This is a genomic window from Klebsiella sp. WP3-W18-ESBL-02 (assembly GCF_014168815.1).
Classification (GTDB): domain Bacteria; phylum Pseudomonadota; class Gammaproteobacteria; order Enterobacterales; family Enterobacteriaceae; genus Kluyvera; species Kluyvera ascorbata_B.
Genome location: NZ_AP021972.1, coordinates 1902971 through 1927062 on the forward strand (window position 1 = coordinate 1902971; position 24092 = coordinate 1927062).

Consider the following 24092-nt stretch of genomic DNA (forward strand, 5'->3'; position numbering starts at 1 on the left):
GTTATGAATACCGATTTAGAGTATCTAGTTTCACAACTGCCAGAAATTTACCAGACTATTTATGGTCATAATAAATGGGCAGATGCATCTTCACGAGACTGCAACGTTCGTTTAGGTTTAATTACTGAACAATACTGCAAACTAGAAAAAGTGCTCGGGAGACCATTGCGAGTTCTCGACTTAGGCTGTGCTCAAGGCTTTTTTAGTTTAAGTCTTGCCGCGTTAGGGGCAACCGTCCGTGGTGTGGATTTCTTGCCCGCTAATATTAAGGTCTGCCAAGCTTTGGCTGCAGAAAATCCAACGTATAAATGTACTTTTGAAGTTGGACGCATTGAAGATATTATTAAAACATCGAATGTAAATGACTACGATCTCGTAATAGGTTTAAGTGTTTTCCATCATATTGTTCATGAACATGGACTTGAACAGGTGAAGCAATGGCTCAAACATTTGGGCGATTGCACAGAAATTATTATTATGGAGCTGGCTTTACGTGAAGAGCCGCTTTACTGGGGAAACTCATTACCTGAAAATCCGGCTGACCTTATTGATTACTGTTCCTTTTATCGTTTAATTGGCGAATTTGAAACTCATCTTTCAATGATAAACAGGCCAATGTACGTCATCAGTAACAAGCGAGTAGTTCTGGATAACTTTGTAGGAACATTTAATTCATGGCGCAAAGCACCACATAATATGAGTGATAGTGTGCCACATGAGGGTACCAGACGTTACTATTTTGGTGATTCATTTGTCTGTAAAAAATGTACTTTCCCAACTAGAGGAGGTGTTGAAACCTTCCAAAGTAAAAGAAATCGAACTGAGATTATGCATGAAGCGGAATTTCTTAGCAAACCACCTGCCGCGTTTAAGGCTCCGCAGCTTATAGAAAGTAAAATAAATAGGCATGATGGCTGGTTGGCTATGGAGCGTATTCAGGGTTCACTATTATGTGAACTTTTGGCTGAAAAACATAATGTTAATATTGAGAAAGTTTTAAAAGATATATTAGCGGAGCTTGTTATATTAGAAAATGAAGGCCTATATCATGATGATATCCGTACTTGGAATATTATTTATGATAGTAGTAATGATTGTTATCGATTGATTGATTATGGTTCTATTTCAGAAAAGAAAAAAGATTGTGGCTGGCCATATGATCCCATTCTTTCTTTCTTTGTTTTTATTAATGAAATCATTCAGAATCACACTGATAAAAAGGTTATTTGGCGTAAAGGCTATATAAACCCATTCACGCTTCCTCCGTTATATCAAAATTGGTTGGGGGAATTATGGCGTAAACCAGTGGAAGACTGGAATTTTGCTTTGGTAGCTGAATTATTTGAAATAAGGCATACTTTACCAAACTTTTCAGCAAGCATAACGGGTGCAGAATTATGGGTTGTAGCCCAGGAACAACTTGCCATCGATATGCAAAATTTAGGTCTCATTAATAGTGAACGAGTCGACCACTTATCAGCAACTTCTGAGGAGAGTTTTAGGCAAATTGCAGCATTGCGACAAGAATTACTAAACGTTAAAGAGCAATATTCATCTTTACAACGCCTAAATTCTGCACTTATTAATATCTCTAAGCTGAAAATAATAAAACCATTCCGTTATATTAGTACACAATTAAAATTATTAAGACAGCACGGGTTAAAAAAAAGAATTAAACATTTGGTTAAGCGATTGTTACTTAAAGTTGCTAAAGTATTTCAGGCTAACCACAATTTAAAAAATTTCACCCGTAAAATACTGTATAAAACTGGGACGTACAACTTAGCTTTCAAAATATATCGTCGAATGTTTCCAGTTTTAATAAATACCGAAGATTCAGACGTTTGGTTAGATAGCAAAATTAATGCTCAATTAAACAGTTCTGAGTTGGTACCTGAGGAAGTTGCAAAAATTCATAAAATGATTAAAAAAAATAATTGAGGATACTATTTTGCATATTCTAATTGATGTCCAGGGATTACAGTCAGAAAGTAAAAGCCGGGGTATCGGTCGTTATACATTAGAACTTACTCGTGCGATAATCCTTAATAGGGGAGAGCACCGCATCAGTGTTCTTATTAATGGACTATATCCAATTAATAATATCAACGAAGTCAAGTCTAAGCTATGTGACATTCTTCCTGAGCATGAGTGTTATATTTTTTCAGGAGTTAGCCCGACCGCAAATCGTGATAAAAATAATCTCTATCGTTCAAAATTAACTCAGCAGTGTCGTGAGCTGGCAATCGAGAATATTTCCCCAGATATTGTTCTGGTAAGTAGTTTCTTTGAAGGTTTTACAGATAATTTTACAGTAAATATATCTAAAAGTACTGACTGGAAGACATTTGTAATTTGTTACGATCTAATTCCACTTCTTAACAAAGAACGATATTTGTGCGATCCAGTTTTTGAACAGTTTTATATGAATAAATTAGCGGAGCTAGCGGGTTCAGATGGGCTACTTGCCATATCTGAGTCGTCTCGACAAGAAGCAATTATTCATACTGGAATTCCAGCTGAGAAAGTAACAAATATATCGTCTGCTGCCAGCGATTCATTCAGAAAAATAGCTTCGACAGATGAATATTTCTCAGGTTTGATAAACAAACTTAAATTGCCGAAGAAATTTATTCTTGCTCTCGCTATGATGGAACCTAGAAAGAATATCGAGACGATGGTAATTGCTTACAGTAAATTACCGGAGACTTTGCGAAATAATTACCAACTTGTTTTGGCTTATAACGTAAATTCTGCTGAGAAGCAACAGATCATCGATTTAGCAAAGGATAACGGAGTAGTCGAATCATCATTAATTTTTACCGGTTACCTAAGTGATGATGAACTTATTGCAATATATAATCTATGTACTCTTTTTGTTTTCCCATCTCTTCATGAAGGATTCGGCTTGCCACCATTAGAGGCAATGAAGTGTGGTGCAGCAACATTGAGCTCAAATACAACAAGTTTGCCTGAGGTAATGGGGTGGGATCAGGCAATGTTTGATCCTACAAATCCTGAGGATATGTCAAATAAGATTGCTAAGGCTCTGACTGATAGCAATTTCTATGAACAACTTAAAGCAAATGCTGAAACTCAAGTTATTAAATTTTCTTGGGATTTATCGGCAACGCGTGCTATTGATACGATGGCAAAACTTGTTAATAATAAAACTTCGTCAAGCAAAGGTTTTATCTTTGATGATTTTATTAATTCACTTGAAATATCATCTGGTGTATCCAAACAGGATTATTTGAAATTTGCATGGTCGCTTGTGCGAAATAACTATAGGATGCACAAACGTAAATTGTTGGTTGATATATCTGTATTGGTTCACCATGATGCTAAAACAGGAATTCAACGCGTTTCACGCAGTATCCTTAGTCAACTAATGGCAATGCAAATTGAAGGTTACAACATTCATCCTGTGTACTACACTATAGGTGAATGTTACCGCTATGCGAATAAATATAAAGCCAGAAGCTTCGGTGTTAATGAAACTGAGGATAAAGCAGTATTATTTACGAAAGATGATATTCTGCTAGTTGCCGATCTTACTGCCCATTTGTTCCCTGCTATTCTTCCTGAAATTGATGAAATAAGAAAAGTAGGTGTGAATGTCAATTTTATTGTTTACGATATTTTACCTATTCTTCATCCTGAATGGTGTGCTGAAAGTATAAGGCTTGCATTCCCCTCATGGTTGGAAGGTATTGCTGCTCATGGTGATCAACTTATCTGCATATCCGAAAGTGTTGCCAATGAAACTCGAAATTGGCTCCAAAACCAGCAAAAATATATTAACCCATTTATTAAAGTTTCTAGCTTCCACTTAGGTGCAGACATTGATGGTAGCATGCCATCAAGTGGTCTCCCAGATTCTGCAACCATGTTTATAAAAAAAATGGAAGAATTACCTACGTTCCTAATGGTAGGTACATTAGAGCCAAGAAAAGGGCATGAACAGACGCTTGCAGCATTCAATAAACTTTGGGCTGATGGCCATCAATTCCAATTATGTATCATCGGCAAACAAGGGTGGAATGTTGAGGATCTAGTATCAAAAATTAATACCAGTTCTGAGTACAACAAACATTTATTCTGGCTTCAAGATATAAGTGATGAATATCTTGAATTAATTTATACTAAATCATGCGCGTTGATTTTTGCATCAAAAGGTGAAGGTTTTGGCCTTCCATTGATCGAAGCTGCTCAAAAGAATATACCTCTTATCATCAGGGACATTCCTGTTTTTAGAGAAGTAGTCGGTTCGCATGCATATTATTTCAAGGGTGAAAATCCTAATGATATTAGTCAGGCGATTATTGAATGGTATTCACTGTACCAATGTGATAAGCATCCTAAATCAATTGATGTTAAATGGTTGACTTGGCGTCAGAGTGTCGAGCAACTTCTGAGTAAATTGCCATTAATAAGCTAAGCTAACAATGCTAGCACTCTCGTGTATCGACATGATTCATTCATGGTATTATGTCGCTAATCTGGAAAAGCAACATAAAGGTTGATATAATCTCTGCTTGCTAAAGTCTAATTTGTTTTAATTAAAGGTCAATATAATGAAGTCTGCAATTATTACTGGTATCACTGGACAAGATGGGGCGTACCTGGCTGAGTTACTATTAAGCAAAGGTTATAAAGTATATGGAACTTATCGTCGTACGAGTTCTGTTAATTTTTGGCGAATTGAGGAGTTAGGTATCAAAAATGACCCTAATTTATCCCTCGTTGAATATGACTTAACTGATCTTTCAGCAAGCATTCGTCTACTTCAAACTACTGCCGCTTCTGAAGTATATAACCTAGCCGCACAGAGTTTCGTAGGTGTTTCCTTTGATCAGCCGATCACCACTGCAGAAATCACAGGAATTGGCCCAGTTAATCTACTGGAGGCTATTCGTATTGTTAATCCTAAGGCTCGCTACTATCAGGCGTCGACTTCAGAGATGTTTGGCTTAGTCCAAGCAGTGCCTCAGAAAGAAGATACTCCGTTTTATCCACGAAGCCCTTACGGGGTGGCAAAATTATATGCGCACTGGATGACAGTAAACTATCGAGAAAGTTACGATATTTTTGCATCTAGCGGTATTCTCTTTAATCATGAATCCCCATTACGAGGCCAGGAATTTGTTACTCGTAAGATCACTGATTCGGTAGCCAAAATTAAACTTGGAATGTTGGATGTTCTTGAGCTGGGCAATATGGATGCCAAACGTGATTGGGGATACGCAAAAGAATATGTGGAAGGGATGTGGCGTATTCTTCAGGCTGAAAAACCAGATACTTTTGTACTGGCTACTAATCGCACGGAAACGGTCCGTGACTTCGTTAGTATGGCTTTTAAAGCTGCTGGTTACACTTTACGATTTGAAGGTAAGGATGAACAGGAGATTGGGATTGATGTTGCTACAGGAAAGACCTTAGTCCGCGTAAATCCTAAATTTTTCCGACCTGCTGAAGTCGATTTGTTGATTGGCAATCCCGCTAAAGCGAAAGAAATTCTTGGTTGGGAACCTCAAACTTCACTGGAACAATTATGTCAAATGATGGTTGATGCTGACTTACGCCGTAACCAGCAAGGATCGACGTACTGATGTTTACCGCCGGAAAACATGCCCTGGTCACAGGACTCAATGGATTTACCGGCCGCTATGTGGCAGCGGAATTATCCGCTGCCGGATATCGGGTATTCGGTCTTGGCTCTACGCCTTCTAACCAGCTAGATTATTTCCAGGTTGATTTAACTGATATTTCTGGGCTAACAAATGTTATTAAACAAATAAAACCAAATGTAGTTATTCACCTGGCGGCAATAGCCTATGTTGGGCATGGAGATGCAGATGGATTTTATAATATAAATTTATTAGGCACGCGAAATCTGCTGCAAGCATTGTGTACTAGTCATTCTGAATTAGATGGTATTCTCCTCTCTAGTAGTGCCAATATTTATGGTAATAGCCTTGGGGGGCGGTTGAATGAGAACACACCGGCAAACCCTGCAAATGACTATGCAGTAAGTAAACTCGGCATGGAGTATATGTCTCGTTTATGGATGGACCGTTTACCTATATTTATTACTCGGCCATTTAATTATACCGGAGTAGGGCAGGCTGATAATTTTCTGTTGCCAAAAATTGTTAAGCATTTTAAAAATAAATCACCAACTATAGAGTTGGGAAATATTGACGTTTGGCGAGATTTTACTGATGTTCGAGCTCTTAGCCAGGCCTATGTGAGACTATTAGCAGCTAGACCTTATGGTGAAATTATTAATATTTGTTCTGGCCGCACTTACTCTTTACGAAAAGTGATCGAGCTATGTGAGAAGATTACTGGTCAGCATATAGATATTCGTGTTAATCAAGCTTTTGTTCGTCATAATGAAGTAAAAACTCTGTGTGGTGACACAACAAAACTTCAGTCATTTATTCCTGACTGGAATGTCCCTCCGCTTGAAGATACCTTGCGCTGGATGCTGGAAAGTGATTAATGAAAGTTATATTTGGAACCGATGCAATTAAATATCCGTTGACCGGAATTGGTCGTTATGCTTTCGAGTTGGCTAAATGCCTTTCCCGCAGCCAAGATATATCCGAACTTTGCTTTTTACGTGCGCATAAATTAACAACGCAACTCCCTGTTGCGCGTGAGTCAAGTCTCAGCACAGATGGCATTAAGCAATATCTAAAAAAAAATCGCTTGGCTTCTGAAATATATCGGGTTTCGGCACCGTGGTTAAAGACGAATGTTTTAAGAAAGCATAAAGATGCTATTTATCATGGGCCGAATTTCTACCTTCCTCCCAGGGTAGATAATTGTGTGGTTACCTTTCACGATTTATCTGTTTTTACTTTGCCTCATTGTCACCCGCCTGAACGTGTTCGCTATATGCAAAAAGAATTGTTGCAAACAATAAAACGTGCGGAAGTAATAATTTCAGATTCTGATTTTACAAGAAATGAGCTGATTAATTTTTTTAATTTATCTGAAAAAAAAGTCTTTACAGCAAAGTTGGCTTGCAGCGATCAATTTAGGCCATATAAAAAAGAAACTATTGAGCCCATACTTAATAAATTTAACCTGAAGTTCAAGCAGTATACTTTATTTATGGGTTCGATCGAACCAAGAAAAAATATTTCTACTTTGCTTGATGCGTATGAGCGAATACCACTCAAGCGCAGGCAACAGACTCCGTTAGTGATCAGTGGCTTCAAAGGTTGGAGAAGTGAAAATCTTCATTTTCGTTTCGAAAAAGGCGAGCGAGAAGGTTGGCTTAGGTATCTTGGCTTTACCGCTTCTTCAGATTTGCCTGCTCTTTATGCCGGAGCTGTAAGTTTCTTGTTTCCATCGCTGTATGAGGGTTTTGGACTACCTGTCTTAGAGGCAATGGCCTCTGGCACACCGGTAGTCTGTTCAGATAGTTCTTCACTTCCGGAAGTTGCAGGGCCGGGCGCATTAATGTGTGATGCTATGGATGTTGAAACATTAACAAGTTTAATTATAAAAAGTCTTGATGACGATGTCTGGCAGTTGCATGCCGTAGAACTCGGGAAAATACATGCAGGTAAGTTCTCATGGGAAAGATGCGCGGCGGAGACGATTGCAGCATACAAACAGGTTAGATAAAAGTAATGTTGAAAGTACTACATTTTTATAAAACATATTACCCAGATACATTTGGTGGTATTGAGCAAGTTATTTATCAACTGAGCGAGTCGAGTATATCATTCAATATAGAATCAACGGTTTTATCACTTAGTAGGCGCGGTAATAGTAAGGACGATACTATTGGCAATCAACATGTTTTTTACAGTAAAACGGATTTTGAGATAGCCTCAACGCCATTTTCACTTTCCTGTATCAAAACATTTAAATCTTTGGTTGAGAAGGCTGATATTATTCATTATCATTTTCCTTTTCCATTTATGGATATGCTTCACTTTATTTGTGGCGTAAAAAAACCTACAATTTTGAGTTATCATTCTGATATAGTTAAACAGAAGTCTATTTTACGTTTGTATACTCCTCTTATGGAGCATTTTTTGGATTCAGTGGACTGTATTGTCGCAGCGTCGCCAAATTATGCAGAAACTAGCTATGTGCTTCAGAAATACAAAGACAAGGTTCAGGTTATACCATATGGTTTAGATGAGCGCCCCTATCTTAGAGAAGATAATGATAGGCTTCAATTCTGGGAAAATAAGGTTGGCAAAGATTTCTTCCTATTTATAGGTGCGTTCCGTTATTATAAAGGACTACATACACTACTTAATGCCGCGCATAATACATCATTACCGATCGTGATAGTGGGTTCTGGTGTGATCGAAAAAGAATTGAAAGCCCAGGCGGAAGGATTATCACTGCCGAACGTTCACTTTGTTGGTGCACTACCAGACAAAGATAAAGCGGCATTATTGCAACTTTGTTTTAGTGTGGTTTTTCCATCACATTTGCGCTCTGAAGCTTTCGGTATAACTTTACTTGAAGGAGCAATGTACGGGAAACCATTAATCTCCTGTGAGATAGGCACAGGTACAAGTTATATTAATCAGAATAATCAAACAGGTATTGTAATACCGCCTTCAGATAGTACGGCTTTACATGATGCAATGTTGACACTTTGGGAAGATAAACAGTTAGCAACAAAGTATGGTAAGAATGCTCGAGCTCGTTTCGAAGCCTTATTTACAGCGGAACGAATGGCAGAAAGATATAATGATTTATATCGTTCATTACTTATAGATAGTGAAAATAAATAGCCTTAACGTGTTGTTTTTCTCAAAATATAACAAATATTATTGGTTTTAGAAAGTTGCTAATATTTTATTCTTCATATGGGTTTGTTAATGGAAATTATCAGTTCTGTTCTTTTTTTAATTGTCATTTTCATTCTTTATCGTTCAAGTTTTGTTTTTAGTAACATATCCATTGATAATGGATTCGTTGAAACTCCGGTTCGAGTTACTGTCATGCTGGCATTATCTGTGTGTGCGATGCATGTATTGGTTCAATTTTTAAACGGCAGCGTTGCGAGTTACATTGTTGGCTGTGTGTTATTATTTTTAGCAATAAATTCCTATTTTGCTAATAACAATAAAAAGCCAGTTCTAATATTTGCCGTCGTGTTATCTCTTTTCGTTATTTTGCCTAGAGTATATGGTCTTTATATCATAAAGGATTTGGTTCCACTCGAGGGGACAGGGAATCATGATGATTTATGGTATATTTTTCGAGCCCTTAGGCTTCAAGATTATTCAGTAAATGCTCGGGTTTCTTCTTCCATATTCGATTATCTCGCAGCTACCACGGCAGTGACTTTTGATTCACTTCCAAGAATTGGTAGTGAACTCGTGCTTGTGTTCTTTTCAACACTAACTCGATTTGAGGTATATCAGAGCTATCCTCTGGTTTTCGCGCTTGCGGCATTACTTTTAGTAAGTGCAGCATGTGCATTTGTTAATACAAAAGAAAAGCATTATTATTTATTGTTATTGGTCGGCGCGGTTGTATCGATATCGCCATCGATGCTATACGTCTGGGCTAATGGTAACTATGCTACCCTATGGGGAATGGTATTTTTTGGTTTAGGATATTATTTCTATACTAAATCAATTAATTCAGGGCGTTATGGGGTCGATTGCTTTATTACTGGGTTGTTATTCGCAACTCTTCTTTCTACGTACCCTGAATTACTATCTGTTGCAATCCCATCAATAATTATATTCTTGGGTATTCATTTGTTTATACATAAGAATTTTATTTATATAATTAAATTTAATTTATTGATTGCACTACTGGTTGTTTGCTTGGCTCCATTTGGTACTTATGATGCAATTAATACATTCATCACTACCTCAAGTGCCGTTAATGAAGGTAATAATCAATATCCCGGTCTTTTTGATTTGCTGAATGTATATAATGGGATATTTTTTATCTCAACTCTATATATTTCTAGTGATGATCATTGGTACCAAAAAATATTATTGGTGTTATTCTCTCTTTCTATTCTGTATGGAATATTCAGAGTTGATAGTAATCAGAAGAAAACAATATTACCTGTACTTCTGTCATCTCTATTAATTTATGGTGCTATGTACTTAAAAAATTACCCATACGGTGCAGTTAAGGCTGTTGAATTTATTTCACTTCCTCTAATGGTTCTTCTTTCATGCTTTGTATATTGTTCGTTAGGTAAACATAAAAGAAAGAATGAAGATAAATGCAGATGGGTGGATCTATCAGCTGTTATTATCTTAGTATTCGGCATGGGTTATGGATTTAGTAAAACGCTCACTGAGTCAATTCGTATATCGAGCGTAAAACATCTTTCGCGTGATATTGTCTCACTTGGTTCCTCATTAAATAACACAAGAGATGATATTCTTTTGGTGGAAGACAATCTAGGCGATTTCGGTTTTATGAAAAGTCGTTGGATTAGTTATTTTTTAAATGGTCGACCTGTCATCTTTGCACCCTCGTTACAGGCTGGGGGGTATATTTATAATTTAAAAGATGTTTACGAGAAATATAAATCGGAAGCAAAGCTGAAATTAGTTCTGACTGAATCATTAGGAACTCATGACGATGTTATCTTTAAAAATAATACTTACGCGATAAAACGGATATCACCAGATTATTATGAAAATTTCCAACTTAATGGCTTTTCTAATCAGGAAGGATGGGGGGCATGGATCGGCAAAAATGCCAGTATCAAATTCGATACTAGTTGCTCTCGGACTGCAAGTTTTGATGTCGTACGAAGATTCGAAGGTATGGGAACAAATCATATTATCCATATCAGGGTAGGTAGCCATGAAAAAACTTATAATTACCATGATGGCGAAACCCTAAATATCACGGTTCCAATCTCATCTGAGTTCCCTGAGGTATATATTACTGCTGATGGGGAAGTTAAATCGCCGAAAGACCTAAACATGTCTTCTGACGATCGGTATTTGTCGTACGGAATTAAATCCATCCATGCATCCAAATGTCAATAATATTTCAAGGGAAAATAAATGTATCCTCTATTTAATTGGGCTTTAGTTGCAGTGGGTGTTATTATGGGCTCTCTCGGTTCGTTATTTATGAAATGGGGTGCTATTAAAATGCCTCAGGACTTAACTGGGAATGTTTTTAATTTAATTTATAATATACTGATAAATCCCTTGCTGATGCTTGGCATTATTCTCTATGCTATTCCTGCGGCGATATGGATATGGTTGTTGAGAACCATGCCATTAACATTATTACAACCTGCATTATCACTTACCTACGTCATATCTGCTTTATTAGCTGTATTTTTACTTCATGAGCATGTTTCTGTTTTAAGGTGGGTCGGTATTTTTGTTATTGTTTTTGGTGTGATACTTGTTGCGCAGAATTGAGGTTCATATGGTTAATAAAAAATATGATGTAACTTTTGTCCTGACTTATTATTATCCTTATGTTAGCGGGTTAACTAATGTTGCACGGGATCTGGCTGAAGAACTTGTTAAACGAGGGAAAACAGTTGCTGTTATTGCTACCCAGCATACAAAGGAATTAATGTTACATGAGTTTATTAACGGGGTAGAGGTCATTAGAACCCCCGTTATTTTAAAAATTGGTAAAGGTGTTATTAGTCCATCTTTGATTTCTACAGTTGCCCGGGTATCAAAAACATCAAAGCTAATTAATATTCACAGCCCAATGCTCGAAGCTGGTATTATTGCAAAATTTGCTTCATGTCCGGTTGTTACTACTTATCAGTGTGATGTTAGTCTGCCTCCGACATTAATGGGGAGATTACAGAATTTTATCATGGATTTTTCCACTAAAAAATGTATAAAATACTCCAAATTTATAACTGTTAGTAGTGATGACTATATAAATTCATCTCGAATTGTAGATTACATTGAAGATAAGCGTGTTGTAATACCTCCAACATGCCATCTACGCCCATCTGGCTCGCCAACTTTCAGAGATGGCGATGGAATGCACGTCGGATTCCTTGGCCGGATCGTAGAAGAAAAGGGCATTGAATATTTAGTTGATGGTTTTCGACGATTTAACAATCCTGAGGCCCGTTTATTGATCGCCGGTGATTTTTCAAACATTGCAGGTGGTTCAGTAATTGAACGCGTTAAATCTAAGCTAGGTAATGATAGTAGAATAAAATTATTAGGTTTCTTAGATGATGCTGAATTGAACGATTTTTATGCATCGATTGATGTCTTTGCTTTACCATCAGTTAACCCTTTTGAAGCATTTGGTATCGTTCAGGTAGAAGCGATGATGTTAGGTATTCCCGCTATTGCATCAAACATGCCTGGTGTTCGTCAACCTGTAATATTGACCGGAATGGGTGCTATTGTAGAACCTCGTGATGCAAATTCGATTACTGAAGCACTTTATACTCTATTGAATTCAAATATTGATAAGAACAAAGGCATAGAAAAAACAATTGAACTTTACTCACTACAAAATACAATAGATAAGTTTGAGCATTTATTTCTTTCATGTGAGACTGAGTAATGAGCACGAAAATTATAGGGCTAGTTAAACTGATTGGCCCGAAACAATGGATAAAAAACTGTTTTGTGTTGATACCACTTATTTTCTCGGGTGGTTTCCTTCATATTCAAGCAATAAATAGTTCATTGCAGGCGTTCTTTTTATTTTGTATCGCTTCCTCTGCTGTTTATATTCTTAATGACCTTAATGATATAGAAAAGGATAGACTACACCCGATCAAATCAAAAAAACGGCCATTGGCTGCAGGTGATGTTTCTAAGTCTGGCGCGATTATTCTTCTTGTTATTATTTACATGTGTTTAATAGCTAACGCCTTCATTAATTTGCATGTTTTCTATGTGATTTTTTCTTATATTATATTAAATGTTTTCTACAGCTATTATCTCAAGCATCAACCTGTCATAGACATATTCTGCATCTCTATAGGGTTTGTTTTACGTGTCTATGCTGGTGCAGTCGCACTCAATGTTCCATTGTCATCATGGATGTTCGTGACTACACTGTGTCTTGCTCTCTATCTTGCATCTATTAAACGTAGGCAAGAATTATCTCAAGCGGGAAGTGAAAGCCGAAATGTTTTAGATAAATACTCCATATCGTTAATTGATAAATATGCAGAAATGTCGGCAACTGGTACTGTTATTTTCTATAGTCTCTTTGTTATGTCAGCAAAAGAAGAACTGGTAATTTCAATACCGTTAGTACTATTCGGTTTATACCGGTATTGGTACGTGGTTGAGCAGCTAGAAGGTGGAGAGTCACCCACGGATGTATTATATGAAGATAAATTGCTTTTGGTGACAGTATTTATATGGCTGATTCTGAGTCTATACGTTCTATATCCGCATTAACTGTTTTATTAATTCTTCAATGAGTGATTCTATGGAATTTGGCTACTGCATTACTCCTTTTGTTGCCTGGTTTTTTACAGGGATCATAAAGTTTATTACGAATAGTATCAGAGAAAAACAATTTGCTTTTAAAAATGTTGGCTATGGTGGTTTTCCTAGTAATCATACATCTATCGTAACAAGTATGGCCTCATTAATAGGGTTCCAAAACGGAATTGACAACCCTATTTTTGGTCTTGCAATTACTTTCGCATTCATAGTTATGCTAGATGCAAATAGTCTTCGTCGTCAAATAGGGAAACAGGCTCAGGCCATCAACCATATTGATAAATCCGCGCAATTGCGAGAGAGAATCGGCCATACAAAGTGGGAACTTGTAGGTGGTATTTTTGTTGGCGTATTTATCGGCTATATAATGCACTTAATTATTAACCACCATATTTAAATGTAAATATCCTCATGTGTCTTAATGTGCCGTTTAGATTGCCGTGATTGTATAGTAAGTGTAAATTGCTATGATACAGTCAGGTTATTACCGTTAATCAGGAGTATGTAATGTCCAAGCAACAAATCGGTGTTGTCGGTATGGCAGTGATGGGGCGCAACCTTGCGCTCAACATCGAAAGCCGTGGTTATAGCGTCTCTATCTTCAACCGCTCCCGTGAAAAAACCGAAGAAGTTGTCGCTGAGAACCCGGGCAAGAACCTGGTTCCTCACTACACGGTCAAAGAGTTCGTAGAATCTCTTGAAACCCCGCGTCGTATCCTGTTGATGGTGAAAGCGGGCGCTGGCACTGATGCGGCCATCGATTCCCTGAAGCCGTATCTGGATAAAGGCGACATCATTATTGATGGCGGTAACACCTTCTTCCAGGACACCATTCGCCGTAACCGTGAGCTGTCTGCTGAAGGCTTTAACTTCATCGGTACGGGCGTGTCCGGCGGTGAAGAGGGCGCGCTGAAGGGCCCGTCTATCATGCCTGGCGGTCAGAAAGAAGCGTACGAACTGGTTGCGCCGATTCTGACCAAAATCGCTGCGGTAGCGGAAGATGGCGAACCGTGCGTGACTTACATCGGCGCTGACGGCGCGGGTCATTACGTGAAAATGGTTCACAACGGTATTGAGTATGGCGATATGCAGCTGATTGCTGAAGCCTATTCTCTGCTGAAAGGCGGTCTGAACCTGTCTAACGAAGAGCTGGCAACCACCTTCACCGAATGGAACGCAGGTGAGCTGAGCAGCTACCTGATCGACATCACCAAAGACATCTTCACCAAAAAAGATGAAGAGGGTAAATACCTTGTCGATGTGATCCTGGACGAAGCCGCAAACAAAGGTACCGGTAAATGGACCAGCCAGAGCTCTCTGGACCTGGGCGAACCGCTGTCCCTGATCACCGAATCCGTCTTCGCGCGCTATATCTCCTCCCTGAAAGACCAGCGCGTTGCAGCATCTAAAGTGCTGTCCGGCCCGCAGGCAAAACTGGCTGGCGATAAAGCTGAGTTCGTTGAGAAAGTGCGTCGCGCGCTGTACCTTGGCAAAATCGTCTCCTATGCGCAGGGCTTCTCACAGCTGCGCGCAGCGTCTGACGAATACAACTGGGATCTGAACTACGGCGAAATCGCGAAGATCTTCCGCGCGGGCTGCATTATTCGTGCACAGTTCCTGCAGAAAATCACCGACGCCTATGCAGAAAACAAAGGCATCGCTAACCTGCTGCTGGCGCCTTACTTCAAGAATATCGCCGACGAATACCAGCAGGCGCTGCGTGATGTCGTGGCTTACGCGGTTCAGAACGGTATTCCGGTACCAACGTTCTCTGCGGCCGTGGCCTACTATGACAGCTACCGCTCTGCGGTACTGCCAGCCAACCTGATTCAGGCTCAGCGTGATTACTTCGGTGCGCATACCTATAAACGTACTGATAAAGAAGGTGTGTTCCACACCGAATGGCTGGATTAATCTGAAATAGCCAACCGCTAAACTCAGGCCCGGAGCGCACCTCCGGGCTTTTTTATTGTCTGAAAACAGCATTCAGTCAGGTCTGATAGGCGTTGTTGCAGTAATTCACGATATACTGAGCTCACGCCGATCCGAAACGAAAACGTTGGGTCTTACGGTGGTGATGCGTTCACCTTCAAATGTTTAACCGGAAGAAGTTACAGAAAGAATGAAGATAACTATCTCAGGAACAGGTTACGTAGGCCTGTCGAACGGCATTCTGATCGCCCAGCACCATGAAGTGGTAGCCCTGGATATCGTTCAGGAAAAGGTCGACATGCTGAATCAAAAGAAATCGCCGATTGTCGATAAAGAGATCGAAGAATATCTGGCGACCCGACCGCTGAATTTCCGCGCAACGACTGACAAGCATGACGCCTACCGCGATGCCGACTTTGTTATCATCGCCACGCCTACCGATTACGATCCGAAGACCAACTATTTCAACACCTCAAGCGTTGAGTCTGTTATCCGCGACGTGGTTGCAATCAACTCGAATGCGGTGATGGTCATTAAATCCACCATTCCGGTGGGATTTACAAATACGATTAAAGAACAGCTGGGGATCGACAATATCTTCTTTTCGCCGGAGTTCCTGCGAGAAGGCCGCGCGCTGTACGACAACCTGCACCCGTCGCGCATCGTAATCGGCGAGCGTTCCGAACGTGCGGAGCGGTTTGCTGCGCTGCTGCAGGAAGGGGCGGTGAAGAAAGATATCCCAACGCTGTTTACTGACTCTACCGAAGCGGAAGCCATCAAGCTGTTCGCCAATACTTACCTGGCACTGCGCGTCGCTTACTTTAACGAACTCGACAGCTATGCCGAAAGCCTGGGGCTTAACTCACGGCAGATAATTGAAGGGGTATGCCTGGATCCACGCATCGGCAACCACTACAACAACCCGTCATTTGGCTACGGCGGCTATTGCTTGCCGAAGGATACCAAGCAGCTGCTGGCTAACTATGAATCGGTGCCGAATAACATCATTGGTGCCATCGTTGATGCCAACCGCACGCGTAAAGACTTTATCGCCGATTCCATCCTCGCGCGTAAGCCGAAGGTGGTGGGCGTGTATCGTCTGATCATGAAGTCCGGTTCAGACAACTTCCGCGCGTCCTCGATTCAGGGGATCATGAAGCGTATTAAGGCGAAAGGGATCCCGGTGATCATTTATGAACCGGTGATGAAAGAAGACGAGTTCTTTAACTCCCGCGTGGTGCGCGACCTTGACGCCTTTAAGCAGGAAGCCGATGTGATTATTTCCAACCGTATGGCGCAAGAGCTGGCGGACGTGGAAGAGAAGGTGTATACCCGCGATTTGTTTGGTAACGATTAAACGTGAGTTACCGTGTGGTTCCCGGCGGCACATTGCCTGCCGGGCGATAAGAGAAAAAGCCCTCACGATGAGGGCTTTTCTTTATACGTTATAAAATTGACGATACCAATCCACGAATTGCTTCACGCCGTCTTTTACCGACGTCTGCGGGCGGAAGCCCACCAGATCGTACAGCGGCTGCGTCTCTGCGCTGGTTTCCAGCACGTCTCCCGCCTGCATCGGCATCATATTCTTTTGTGCTTCAATTCCCAGCGCGTCTTCCAGCGCCGTGATGTAGTCCATCAGTTCCACCGGCGAGCTGTTGCCAATGTTATAGATGCGATACGGCGCGGAGCTGGTCGCCGGAGAGCCGGTTTCCACACTCCATTGATCGTTAGCTTCTGGGATCACATCCTGCAGACGGATAATCGCTTCGGCGATGTCGTCAATGTAGGTAAAGTCACGCTTCATCTTGCCGTAGTTGTAGACGTCGATGCTTTTCCCTTCGAGCATCGCTTTGGTAAATTTGAATAGCGCCATATCCGGGCGCCCCCACGGGCCATACACGGTGAAGAAACGCAGCCCGGTGGTCGGCAAACCGTAGAGATGGGAGTATGTGTGCGCCATCAGCTCGTTGGCCTTTTTGGTGGCGGCATACAGGGAAACCGGGTGATCGACGCTGTCATCGGTAGAGAACGGCATTTTGCGGTTCAGTCCATACACCGAGCTGAAGGAGGCGTACAGCAGATGCTGCACCTTGTTGTGCCGACAACCTTCCAGTACGTTGAGGTGGCCTATGAGGTTAGCCTGCGCATAGGCGTGTGGGTTTTCCAGCGAATAGCGAACGCCCGCCTGAGCGGCCAGATGAATCACACGATCGAATCGGGCGTCGGCAAACAGCGCGGCCATGCCGGCGTTATCATCGAGATCCAGCTTCACAAAACGAAAATCTGCGGATTGCAGCAGATCCAGACGCGCCTGCTTCAGGCTAACGTCGTAGTAATCGTTCAGGTTATCAATACCAACAACCTGATGGCCCGTGGCAAGCAGGCGTCTGGAGACGTGAAAACCGATGAACCCAGCGGCACCGGTGACCAAATATTTCATAGCATTCCTTAAAACTCATTCAGTGCGAACGTCTTTTTCTGGCGCGATCATACCGTCTGCGCGCTGAAAAATATAATCGTTATCTGTCATTAAGGTTATCGGAAGGAAGACTAAAGATAAAACCCGGCACGATGGCCGGGTTCGGGGGGAGGGGTTACTGATGACGCTCGCGCAAATTCTCAATCACCGTCGTCAAATCCAGTTCCTGATCCTGCAGCAGCACCAGCAGGTGATACATTAAATCCGACGCTTCATTTTTCAGCTCAAACTTATCGTGTACCGTCGCAGCGAGCGCAGTCTCGACGCCTTCTTCACCCACTTTCTGCGCGATACGCTTTGTTCCGCTGGCATACAGTTTTGCCGTATAGGAACTGGCCGGGTCAGCGGTTTTCCGCTCGGCCAGCAGCTGTTCCAGCTGGTACAGGAACAGCCATTGGTGGCTGGTGTCGCCGAAGCAGCTGGATGTGCCTTTATGGCAGGTCGGGCCAATTGGGTTGACCAGAATCAACAGGGTATCGTTGTCACAGTCTGGCGCCATGCTGACCACGTTCAGGAAGTGGCCGGACGTTTCACCTTTGGTCCACAGGCGCTGCTTGGTGCGCGAGAAAAAGGTGACTTTGCCCGTTTCCTGCGTTTTAGCCAGCGCTTCTTGATTCATATAGCCCAGCATCAGCACTTCGCCGGATACCGCGTGTTGGATAATGGCGGGCATCAGTCCGTCGGTTTTTTGCCAGTCTAATTGCTCAGTTAACATACCCGAATCTCCACGCCCTGAGCTGCCAGGTACGCTTTTAGTTCACCAATATTAATAATCTGTTTGTGGAATACCGAAGCCGCCAACGCACCATCAACATCGGCATCACGGAAGGCTTCCAGGAAGTGCTCCATGGTGCCCGCGCCGCCGGAGGCGATAAGCGGCACGCGACAAACCTCGCGCACTTTTTTCAACTGTTCCAGATCGTAGCCGTTGCGCACGCCGTCCTGGTTCATCATATTGAGGACGATTTCACCTGCGCCGCGTTTCTGCACTTCCTGTACCCAGTCCAGCGTTTCCCACTGGGTGACGCGCGTGCGGCTCTCATCGCCGGTGTACTGATTGACGTGATATTTTCCGCTGTCGGCGTCATACCAGGTATCAATACCCACCACGATGCACTGCACGCCAAAGCGATCTGCCAGGCGCGTAATCAGCTCCGGGTCGGCCAGTGCCGGGGAGTTGATGGAAATTTTATCCGCACCAAAGGAGAGAATGCGCGCCGCATCGTCGATGGACTTAATGCCGCCAGCGACGCAGAACGGAATATCAATGACTTCGGCGACGCGAGAAACCCAGCTTTTATCCACCACGCGGCCGTCGCTGGAAGCGGTAATATCGTAAAACACCAGCTCATCCGCGCCTTCATCGGCGTAGCGTTTGGCCAGCGGCACGATATCGCCAATGATTTCGTGATTGCGGAATTGCACGCCTTTAACCACCTGGCCATCACGTACGTCGAGACAAGGAATTATCCGTTTTGCCAGCATTGGATGGCCTCCGTTACGTTGAATTTACCTTCCAACAGCGCGCGACCGACGATCACGCCGCGCACGCCGGTACCGCGCAGGGCGGCGATATCGTTGAGATCGCCAATGCCGCCGGAGGACTGAAACGCCACCTGCGGGTAGCGAGCGCAGACTTCTTCATACAGCGAGACGTTAGAGCCCGCCAGCGTACCGTCGCGCGAAATATCGGTGCACAGCACGTGCTGTAAACCTACCGGCAGATAGGTTTCCACCAGTTCCTCCAGCGTCACACCGGAATTTTCCTGCCAGCCGCTTACCGCCACCTGTTTTGCGCCGTTTTCATCAATTCGCACGTCCAGCGCCAGCACCAGATGTTCCGCGCCAAAGCGCTTAAACCAGCCCTTCACGATCTCCGGCGATTTCACCGCCGTCGAACCTACCACCACGCGCGCGACGCCGGCATCAAGCAGCGCGGCGACGTCTTCTTCTGTACGTACGCCGCCGCCTACTTGCACCGGCACGTTCACGCCAGCAACCAGCGTTTTCAGCAGCGGAATCTGCCGCTGCGCCGGGTCTTTGGCGCCGGTTAAATCGACCAGATGCAGCACTTCTGCGCCCTGGGCCGCATAGTCCTGAAGACGCGGCAGCGGATCGGTACCGTAGTCGCGCTGCTGACCGTAATCGCCCTGGTGCAGGCGTACTACGGTGCCGTTAATCAAATCTAAAGCCGGAATGATCATCACATCTCCAGGAAATTTTTCAGCAGCTGTGCGCCCGCGGTGCCCGAACGTTCCGGGTGGAACTGGACGCCGTAAAAGTTATCTTTTTGTACCGCCGCGGTGAACGGTTCACCGTAATGGCACTGGGCGATGGTATTTTCATTGACCGGCATCGCGTAGCTGTGCACGAAGTAGAAATACGCGCCGTCCTCAATGCCGCGGAACAGGCGATCGCCCGCCTTCGGATAAACGCGGTTCCAGCCCATGTGCGGCAGCGGCAGGCCGAAATCGGTCATTTTCGGCACGTCCTGGTCAATAATCCCCAGCATGTCGACGCCGTGGGTTTCTTCGCTGCGGCGGCCCAGTAGCTGCATTCCAAGGCAAATGCCGAGCACCGGCTGAGTGCAGGCTTTGATCAAATCCGCCAGGTCGCGTTCACGAATCTGATCCATGGCGGCCTGCGCGGTGCCAACGCCCGGCAGGAACAGTTTGTCCGCGCGCAGGACGACGTCCGGATCGCGGCTTACCACCGGCTCGTAGCCGTGGCGGGCAATTGCCGCCTTCACCGAGTGAAGGTTGGCACAGCCGGTATCAAGCACAACCACGTTCATCACAGCACTCCTTTCGAGGAGGGAAGGGTATTGCCGTCCACGCGAATGGCCTGGCGCAGCGTGCGGCCAAAGACTTTAAACAGGCTTTCCACGCGGTGGTGATCGTTTTTGCCTTTGGTTTTCAGGTGCAGGGTGATGCCCATCGCATAGGAGAGCGAGCGGAAGAAGTGCTCGATCATTTCGGTGCTCAGATCGCCTACGCGCTGATAGGTAAATTCGGCTTTATATTCAAGGTGTGGCCGACCGGAGATATCCAGCGCGCAGCGCGCCAGGCATTCGTCCATCGGCAGCACAAAACCGAAACGGTTGATGCCCCGCTTGTCGCCCAGCGCCGCCTTCAGCGCTTCGCCCAGCGCCAGGCCGGTATCTTCAACCGTGTGGTGATCGTCGATATACAGATCGCCTTTCACGGTAATGTTCATGCGGAAGCCGCCGTGGGTGGCAATCTGATCGAGCATATGATCGAAGAAACCAACGCCGGTGTTGATCTTGCTGCCGCCTTCGCGGTCCAGCCAGACTTCCACGTCAATCTGGGTCTCGCGGGTATTACGTTCGATGCGCGCGTAGCGATCGCGGCGGGTCAACTGCTCGCCAATGGCCGCCCAGTTCAGGGTGTCACGGTGGTAGCGCAGGCCGGTGATACCCATGTTATTGGCCAGCTCGACGTCGGTGGCGCGGTCGCCGATAACATAGCTGTTGGCGGTGTCCATCACGCCATCGGCCAGCCAGGCGGTGACCAACTGCGTTTTCGGCTTCCGGCACGCGCAGTTATCGGCCGGCAGATGCGGGCAGATCAGGACATCGTCGAACGCGACGCCCTGTGACGTAAATATCTGCATCATCAGGTTATGCGGGCCGTCAAAATCGTCCTGCGGGAAACTGGCGGTGCCCAGCCCGTCCTGATTGGTAATCATCACCAGCTTGTAGCCCGCCTTTTGCAGCTTCAACAGCTCGGGAATCACGTCCGGCTCGAAGGCCAGTTTATCAAAACGGTCTACCTGATAGTCGCTCGGCGGCTCGGAAATCAGGGTGCCATCGCGATCGATAAAGAGAAACTTCTGGGTCATACGGTCTCCGCTTTCAAAGCGTCAATCACGCGCTGGCTCTCTGCTCGAGTGCCGATAGTGATGCGCAAACAGCCGCTTAAAGAAGGTTGTTTATTCTGGTCACGTAAGATAATGCCTTGATCCCATAAAGATTTAAATACGCTGGTTGAGGCTTTCATCCGTACCAGTACGTAATTGGTCTCGGAATCGAATACCTGCTCGACGCAATCAATGGTGCGCAGGGCGGTGACCAGATATTCGCGCTCCTCAAGGATCTGCGCCACTCGCTGGCGCATCGCGGCGATGCCCTGCGCGCTAAGCGCCTGGGCCGCGATATCGGCAACCGGGGTAGAAAGCGGGTAGGGGGCAATCACTTTCAGCAGCAGCGCAATCACGTCTTCATTCGCCAACGTGAAGCCGCAGCGCAGCCCTGCCAGCGCAAAGGCTTTCGACAGCGTGCGCAGAATAACCAGATTTGGATACTCCGCCAGCCAGCCGGCGAGCGTGGCCTGCGGGCAAAACTCAATATAGGCCTCGTCGGCGACGACCAGCGCTTTATCGCGGGTCATCTCCAGCAGCGTACGAAAGTCCTGCGGGTTGATAATCTGCCCGGTTGGGTTGTTCGGGCTGCACACGTATACCACTTTGACGTTGTTCAGGCTGTCGGCAATGGCCGGAAGATCCAACTGCCAATCGGCTTTCGCTGGTACGGTGCGGCACTCAACGCCGATGGTTTCCGCGCTGACGCTGTACATGCCGTAGGTGGGGGGGCAAAACAGCACCGCGTCGCGGCCCGGTTCGCAAAAAGCGCGCACCAGCAGCTCGATGCCTTCATCGGCACCGCGGCTAACCAGCACCTGCTGCGGCTTCACGCCTGCGTAGGCGGCGTAGTTCTCAATGACCGCTTTGGGCTGGCATTCCGGGTAGCGGTTCAGCGTCTGCTGGCTGAGCTCAAACGGTACTGCTGTTGGGAATTCGTTGGCATTCAGCCACACGTCGCCTTTACCGCCCAGACGGCGGGCCGACTGATAGGGGGTCAGGGCGCGAACGTTGTCGCGGGCTAACTGTTCGATGCTCATGCTTGCTCCTTCAGGGCGTTGACGCGTAGGGTGACGGCGTTTTTGTGGGCGGTCAGCCGTTCGGCGGTGGCCAACGTTTCAATGGTGGAGGCGAGGGCGCTAAAACCTTCGCGCGACAGTTCCTGCACGGTCATCCGTTTCTGGAAATCGGCCAGCCCCAGGCTGGAGCAGGTTGCGGTGTAGCCATAGGTCGGCAGAACGTGGTTGGTCCCCGAGGCGTAGTCACCGGCGGATTCTGGCGACCAGTCGCCGAGGAACACCGAACCGGCGCTGGTGATTTCATCAACCAGGTCGCGGGCGTTGCGGGTCTGAATAATCAGGTGCTCCGGGCCGTAGGCATTCGAAATTTCCACACACTGCGCCAGATCGCGGGCGACGATCAAACGGCTGGCGGAGAGCGCCTGGCGCGCGGTATCGGCGCGGGACAGCTCGGCGAGCTGGCGTTCTACCGCGTCGGCCACGTCGGCGGCAAGTTTTGCGTCCGGGGTTAACAGAATAACCTGTGAATCCGGGCCGTGTTCGGCCTGTGAAAGCAGGTCCGAGGCGACAAAGTCCGGGGTCGCGCCGCTGTCGGCGATAACCAGCACTTCCGACGGGCCCGCGGGCATATCAATTGCCGCGCCGTCGAGACGCTGACTCACCTGGCGTTTTGCTTCGGTGACGTAGGCGTTGCCTGGACCGAAGATTTTGTCCACTTTAGCGATGGACTCGGTGCCCAGCGCCAGCGCGGCAATCGCCTGCGCGCCGCCGACGTTGAACACCTCTTTAACGCCGCACAGCTGCGCCGCATAGAGAATTTCATCGGCAATTGGCGGCGGTGAGCAGAGCACCACCTTTTTACAGCCGGCAATACGTGCCGGGGTAGCCAGCATTAACACCGTTGAAAACAGCGGGGCTGAACCGCCAGGAATATAGAGACCCACGGACGCGATTGGGCGGGTAACCTGCTGGCAGCGCACGCCCGGCTGGGTTTCTATATCCACCGGCGGCAGAATCTGCGCGTTGTGGAAGGTATCAATATTGCGCACCGCCGCCTGCATGGCTTGCTTCAGCTCGTCGCTCAGACGCGCGCCTGCCTGCTGAATTTCATCCTCGGAGACGCGCAGTGCGGCGACTTCCGTTTTATCAAATTTTGCGCTGTATTCACGCAGGGCCTTGTCGCCGTTGCTTTTGACGTTCTCAAGGATCTCGGCCACCGTACGCGTGATGCTGTCAGAGGCGGAGATGGCCGGGCGCATTAGCAGCGTCTGCTGTTCTTCGGGGCTATAGCTATTCCAGTCAATCAGGGTATTGAAGCTCAAAGTCGTTACTCCATCATGGGGCCAT

Annotated in this window: 21 protein-coding genes; 13 read left to right on the forward strand and 8 right to left on the reverse strand. The window is 45.2% G+C overall.

Going from position 1 to position 24092, the window contains the following annotated elements; translation table 11 throughout:
• Window positions 1-3 precede the first annotated feature (3 nt).
• The 13 genes from H7R56_RS08895 (at window position 4) to ugd (ending at window position 16722) form a co-directional block, all read left to right on the forward strand.
• Window positions 4-1941 (forward strand): methyltransferase domain-containing protein, encoded by a 1938-nt coding sequence (locus H7R56_RS08895; protein WP_106929560.1) that lies wholly within the window; start codon window positions 4-6, stop codon window positions 1939-1941.
• Between the two features lie 10 nt (window positions 1942-1951).
• Entirely contained in the window at window positions 1952-4441 is a 2490-nt protein-coding gene (locus H7R56_RS08900; RefSeq protein ID WP_106929562.1) for a glycosyltransferase family 4 protein, read from the forward strand.
• Window positions 4442-4577: 136 nt separating this feature from the next.
• Window positions 4578-5612 carry a GDP-mannose 4,6-dehydratase gene (gene gmd, locus H7R56_RS08905; RefSeq protein ID WP_106929564.1) on the forward strand — a complete coding sequence of 345 codons (1035 nt, stop codon included), beginning with the start codon at window positions 4578-4580 and terminating at the stop codon, window positions 5610-5612.
• Window positions 5612-6508: a GDP-mannose 4,6-dehydratase gene (locus tag H7R56_RS08910; RefSeq protein ID WP_106929566.1), complete on the forward strand. Its 897-nt coding sequence runs from the start codon at window positions 5612-5614 to the stop codon at window positions 6506-6508. Before gmd ends, H7R56_RS08910 begins: the two co-directional genes overlap by 1 nt.
• Complete coding sequence (locus H7R56_RS08915) at window positions 6508-7644, forward strand: glycosyltransferase family 4 protein (protein ID WP_106929568.1); 1137 nt, start codon at window positions 6508-6510, stop codon at window positions 7642-7644. Before H7R56_RS08910 ends, H7R56_RS08915 begins: the two co-directional genes overlap by 1 nt.
• 5 nt (window positions 7645-7649) lie before the next feature.
• Window positions 7650-8777 carry a glycosyltransferase family 4 protein gene (locus H7R56_RS08920; protein WP_106929570.1) on the forward strand — a complete coding sequence of 376 codons (1128 nt, stop codon included), beginning with the start codon at window positions 7650-7652 and terminating at the stop codon, window positions 8775-8777.
• A gap of 87 nt (window positions 8778-8864) precedes the next feature.
• Complete coding sequence (locus H7R56_RS08925; RefSeq protein ID WP_182928581.1) at window positions 8865-11018, forward strand: hypothetical protein; 2154 nt, start codon at window positions 8865-8867, stop codon at window positions 11016-11018.
• 18 nt (window positions 11019-11036) lie between these two features.
• The gene (locus tag H7R56_RS08930; RefSeq protein ID WP_106929575.1) at window positions 11037-11405 is read left to right on the forward strand and encodes an EamA family transporter; all 369 of its coding nucleotides are present in this window, start codon (window positions 11037-11039) and stop codon (window positions 11403-11405) included.
• A gap of 7 nt (window positions 11406-11412) precedes the next feature.
• Entirely contained in the window at window positions 11413-12534 is a 1122-nt protein-coding gene (locus H7R56_RS08935; RefSeq protein WP_106929577.1) for a glycosyltransferase family 4 protein, read from the forward strand.
• Entirely contained in the window at window positions 12534-13385 is an 852-nt protein-coding gene (locus H7R56_RS08940; protein WP_182928582.1) for a decaprenyl-phosphate phosphoribosyltransferase, read from the forward strand. The genes H7R56_RS08935 and H7R56_RS08940 overlap by 1 nt, the downstream gene beginning before the upstream one ends.
• Before the next feature lie 31 nt (window positions 13386-13416).
• Entirely contained in the window at window positions 13417-13830 is a 414-nt protein-coding gene (locus H7R56_RS08945) for a divergent PAP2 family protein (protein WP_106930059.1), read from the forward strand.
• Window positions 13831-13940: 110 nt separating this feature from the next.
• The gene (gndA, locus tag H7R56_RS08950) at window positions 13941-15347 is read left to right on the forward strand and encodes an NADP-dependent phosphogluconate dehydrogenase (RefSeq protein ID WP_106930057.1); all 1407 of its coding nucleotides are present in this window, start codon (window positions 13941-13943) and stop codon (window positions 15345-15347) included.
• A gap of 208 nt (window positions 15348-15555) precedes the next feature.
• Window positions 15556-16722: a UDP-glucose 6-dehydrogenase gene (ugd, locus tag H7R56_RS08955; RefSeq protein WP_106930055.1), complete on the forward strand. Its 1167-nt coding sequence runs from the start codon at window positions 15556-15558 to the stop codon at window positions 16720-16722.
• Window positions 16723-16803: 81 nt separating this feature from the next.
• Here the strand turns inward: ugd and H7R56_RS08960 are convergent, their stop codons facing one another.
• The 8 genes from H7R56_RS08960 to hisD all read right to left on the reverse strand — a co-directional run bounded on the left by H7R56_RS08960 (window position 16804) and on the right by hisD (window position 24067).
• Window positions 16804-17808, reverse strand: a complete 1005-nt coding sequence (locus H7R56_RS08960) for an NAD-dependent epimerase (protein ID WP_182928583.1) — start codon at window positions 17806-17808, stop codon at window positions 16804-16806.
• A 154-nt stretch (window positions 17809-17962) separates the two neighbouring features.
• Window positions 17963-18562 carry a bifunctional phosphoribosyl-AMP cyclohydrolase/phosphoribosyl-ATP diphosphatase HisIE gene (hisIE, locus tag H7R56_RS08965; protein WP_106930051.1) on the reverse strand — a complete coding sequence of 200 codons (600 nt, stop codon included), beginning with the start codon at window positions 18560-18562 and terminating at the stop codon, window positions 17963-17965.
• A complete protein-coding gene (hisF, locus tag H7R56_RS08970) occupies window positions 18556-19332 on the reverse strand; it encodes an imidazole glycerol phosphate synthase subunit HisF (protein ID WP_106930049.1) in 777 nt (258 codons plus the stop codon). Before hisF ends, hisIE begins: the two co-directional genes overlap by 7 nt.
• Window positions 19314-20051, reverse strand: a complete 738-nt coding sequence (hisA, locus tag H7R56_RS08975; RefSeq protein ID WP_106930047.1) for a 1-(5-phosphoribosyl)-5-[(5-phosphoribosylamino)methylideneamino]imidazole-4-carboxamide isomerase — start codon at window positions 20049-20051, stop codon at window positions 19314-19316. The genes hisF and hisA overlap by 19 nt, the downstream gene beginning before the upstream one ends.
• The gene (gene hisH / locus H7R56_RS08980; RefSeq protein WP_106930045.1) at window positions 20051-20641 is read right to left on the reverse strand and encodes an imidazole glycerol phosphate synthase subunit HisH; all 591 of its coding nucleotides are present in this window, start codon (window positions 20639-20641) and stop codon (window positions 20051-20053) included. Before hisH ends, hisA begins: the two co-directional genes overlap by 1 nt.
• Window positions 20641-21708, reverse strand: a complete 1068-nt coding sequence (gene hisB, locus H7R56_RS08985) for a bifunctional histidinol-phosphatase/imidazoleglycerol-phosphate dehydratase HisB (RefSeq protein WP_106930043.1) — start codon at window positions 21706-21708, stop codon at window positions 20641-20643. The genes hisH and hisB overlap by 1 nt, the downstream gene beginning before the upstream one ends.
• A complete protein-coding gene (gene hisC, locus H7R56_RS08990; protein ID WP_106930041.1) occupies window positions 21705-22766 on the reverse strand; it encodes a histidinol-phosphate transaminase in 1062 nt (353 codons plus the stop codon). Before hisC ends, hisB begins: the two co-directional genes overlap by 4 nt.
• Window positions 22763-24067, reverse strand: a complete 1305-nt coding sequence (gene hisD / locus H7R56_RS08995; protein WP_106930039.1) for a histidinol dehydrogenase — start codon at window positions 24065-24067, stop codon at window positions 22763-22765. Before hisD ends, hisC begins: the two co-directional genes overlap by 4 nt.
• Between the last annotated feature and the right edge of the window lie 25 nt (window positions 24068-24092).

Bases quoted from the DNA above. Each gene is read 5' to 3' on its own strand.
- H7R56_RS08895 (WP_106929560.1), top strand. From the start codon at position 4: ATGAATACCGATTTAGAGTATCTAGTTTCACAACTGCCAGAAATTTAC.
- gmd (WP_106929564.1), top strand. From the start codon at position 4,578: ATGAAGTCTGCAATTATTACTGGTATCACTGGACAAGATGGGGCGTAC.
- H7R56_RS08910 (WP_106929566.1), top strand. From the start codon at position 5,612: ATGTTTACCGCCGGAAAACATGCCCTGGTCACAGGACTCAATGGATTT.
- H7R56_RS08915 (WP_106929568.1), top strand. From the start codon at position 6,508: ATGAAAGTTATATTTGGAACCGATGCAATTAAATATCCGTTGACCGGA.
- H7R56_RS08920 (WP_106929570.1), top strand. From the start codon at position 7,650: ATGTTGAAAGTACTACATTTTTATAAAACATATTACCCAGATACATTT.
- H7R56_RS08925 (WP_182928581.1), top strand. From the start codon at position 8,865: ATGGAAATTATCAGTTCTGTTCTTTTTTTAATTGTCATTTTCATTCTT.
- H7R56_RS08930 (WP_106929575.1), top strand. From the start codon at position 11,037: ATGTATCCTCTATTTAATTGGGCTTTAGTTGCAGTGGGTGTTATTATG.
- H7R56_RS08935 (WP_106929577.1), top strand. From the start codon at position 11,413: ATGGTTAATAAAAAATATGATGTAACTTTTGTCCTGACTTATTATTAT.
- H7R56_RS08940 (WP_182928582.1), top strand. From the start codon at position 12,534: ATGAGCACGAAAATTATAGGGCTAGTTAAACTGATTGGCCCGAAACAA.
- H7R56_RS08945 (WP_106930059.1), top strand. From the start codon at position 13,417: ATGGAATTTGGCTACTGCATTACTCCTTTTGTTGCCTGGTTTTTTACA.
- gndA (WP_106930057.1), top strand. From the start codon at position 13,941: ATGTCCAAGCAACAAATCGGTGTTGTCGGTATGGCAGTGATGGGGCGC.
- ugd (WP_106930055.1), top strand. From the start codon at position 15,556: ATGAAGATAACTATCTCAGGAACAGGTTACGTAGGCCTGTCGAACGGC.
- H7R56_RS08960 (WP_182928583.1), bottom strand. From the start codon at position 17,808: ATGAAATATTTGGTCACCGGTGCCGCTGGGTTCATCGGTTTTCACGTC.
- hisIE (WP_106930051.1), bottom strand. From the start codon at position 18,562: ATGTTAACTGAGCAATTAGACTGGCAAAAAACCGACGGACTGATGCCC.
- hisF (WP_106930049.1), bottom strand. From the start codon at position 19,332: ATGCTGGCAAAACGGATAATTCCTTGTCTCGACGTACGTGATGGCCAG.
- hisA (WP_106930047.1), bottom strand. From the start codon at position 20,051: ATGATCATTCCGGCTTTAGATTTGATTAACGGCACCGTAGTACGCCTG.
- hisH (WP_106930045.1), bottom strand. From the start codon at position 20,641: ATGAACGTGGTTGTGCTTGATACCGGCTGTGCCAACCTTCACTCGGTG.
- hisB (WP_106930043.1), bottom strand. From the start codon at position 21,708: ATGACCCAGAAGTTTCTCTTTATCGATCGCGATGGCACCCTGATTTCC.
- hisC (WP_106930041.1), bottom strand. From the start codon at position 22,766: ATGAGCATCGAACAGTTAGCCCGCGACAACGTTCGCGCCCTGACCCCC.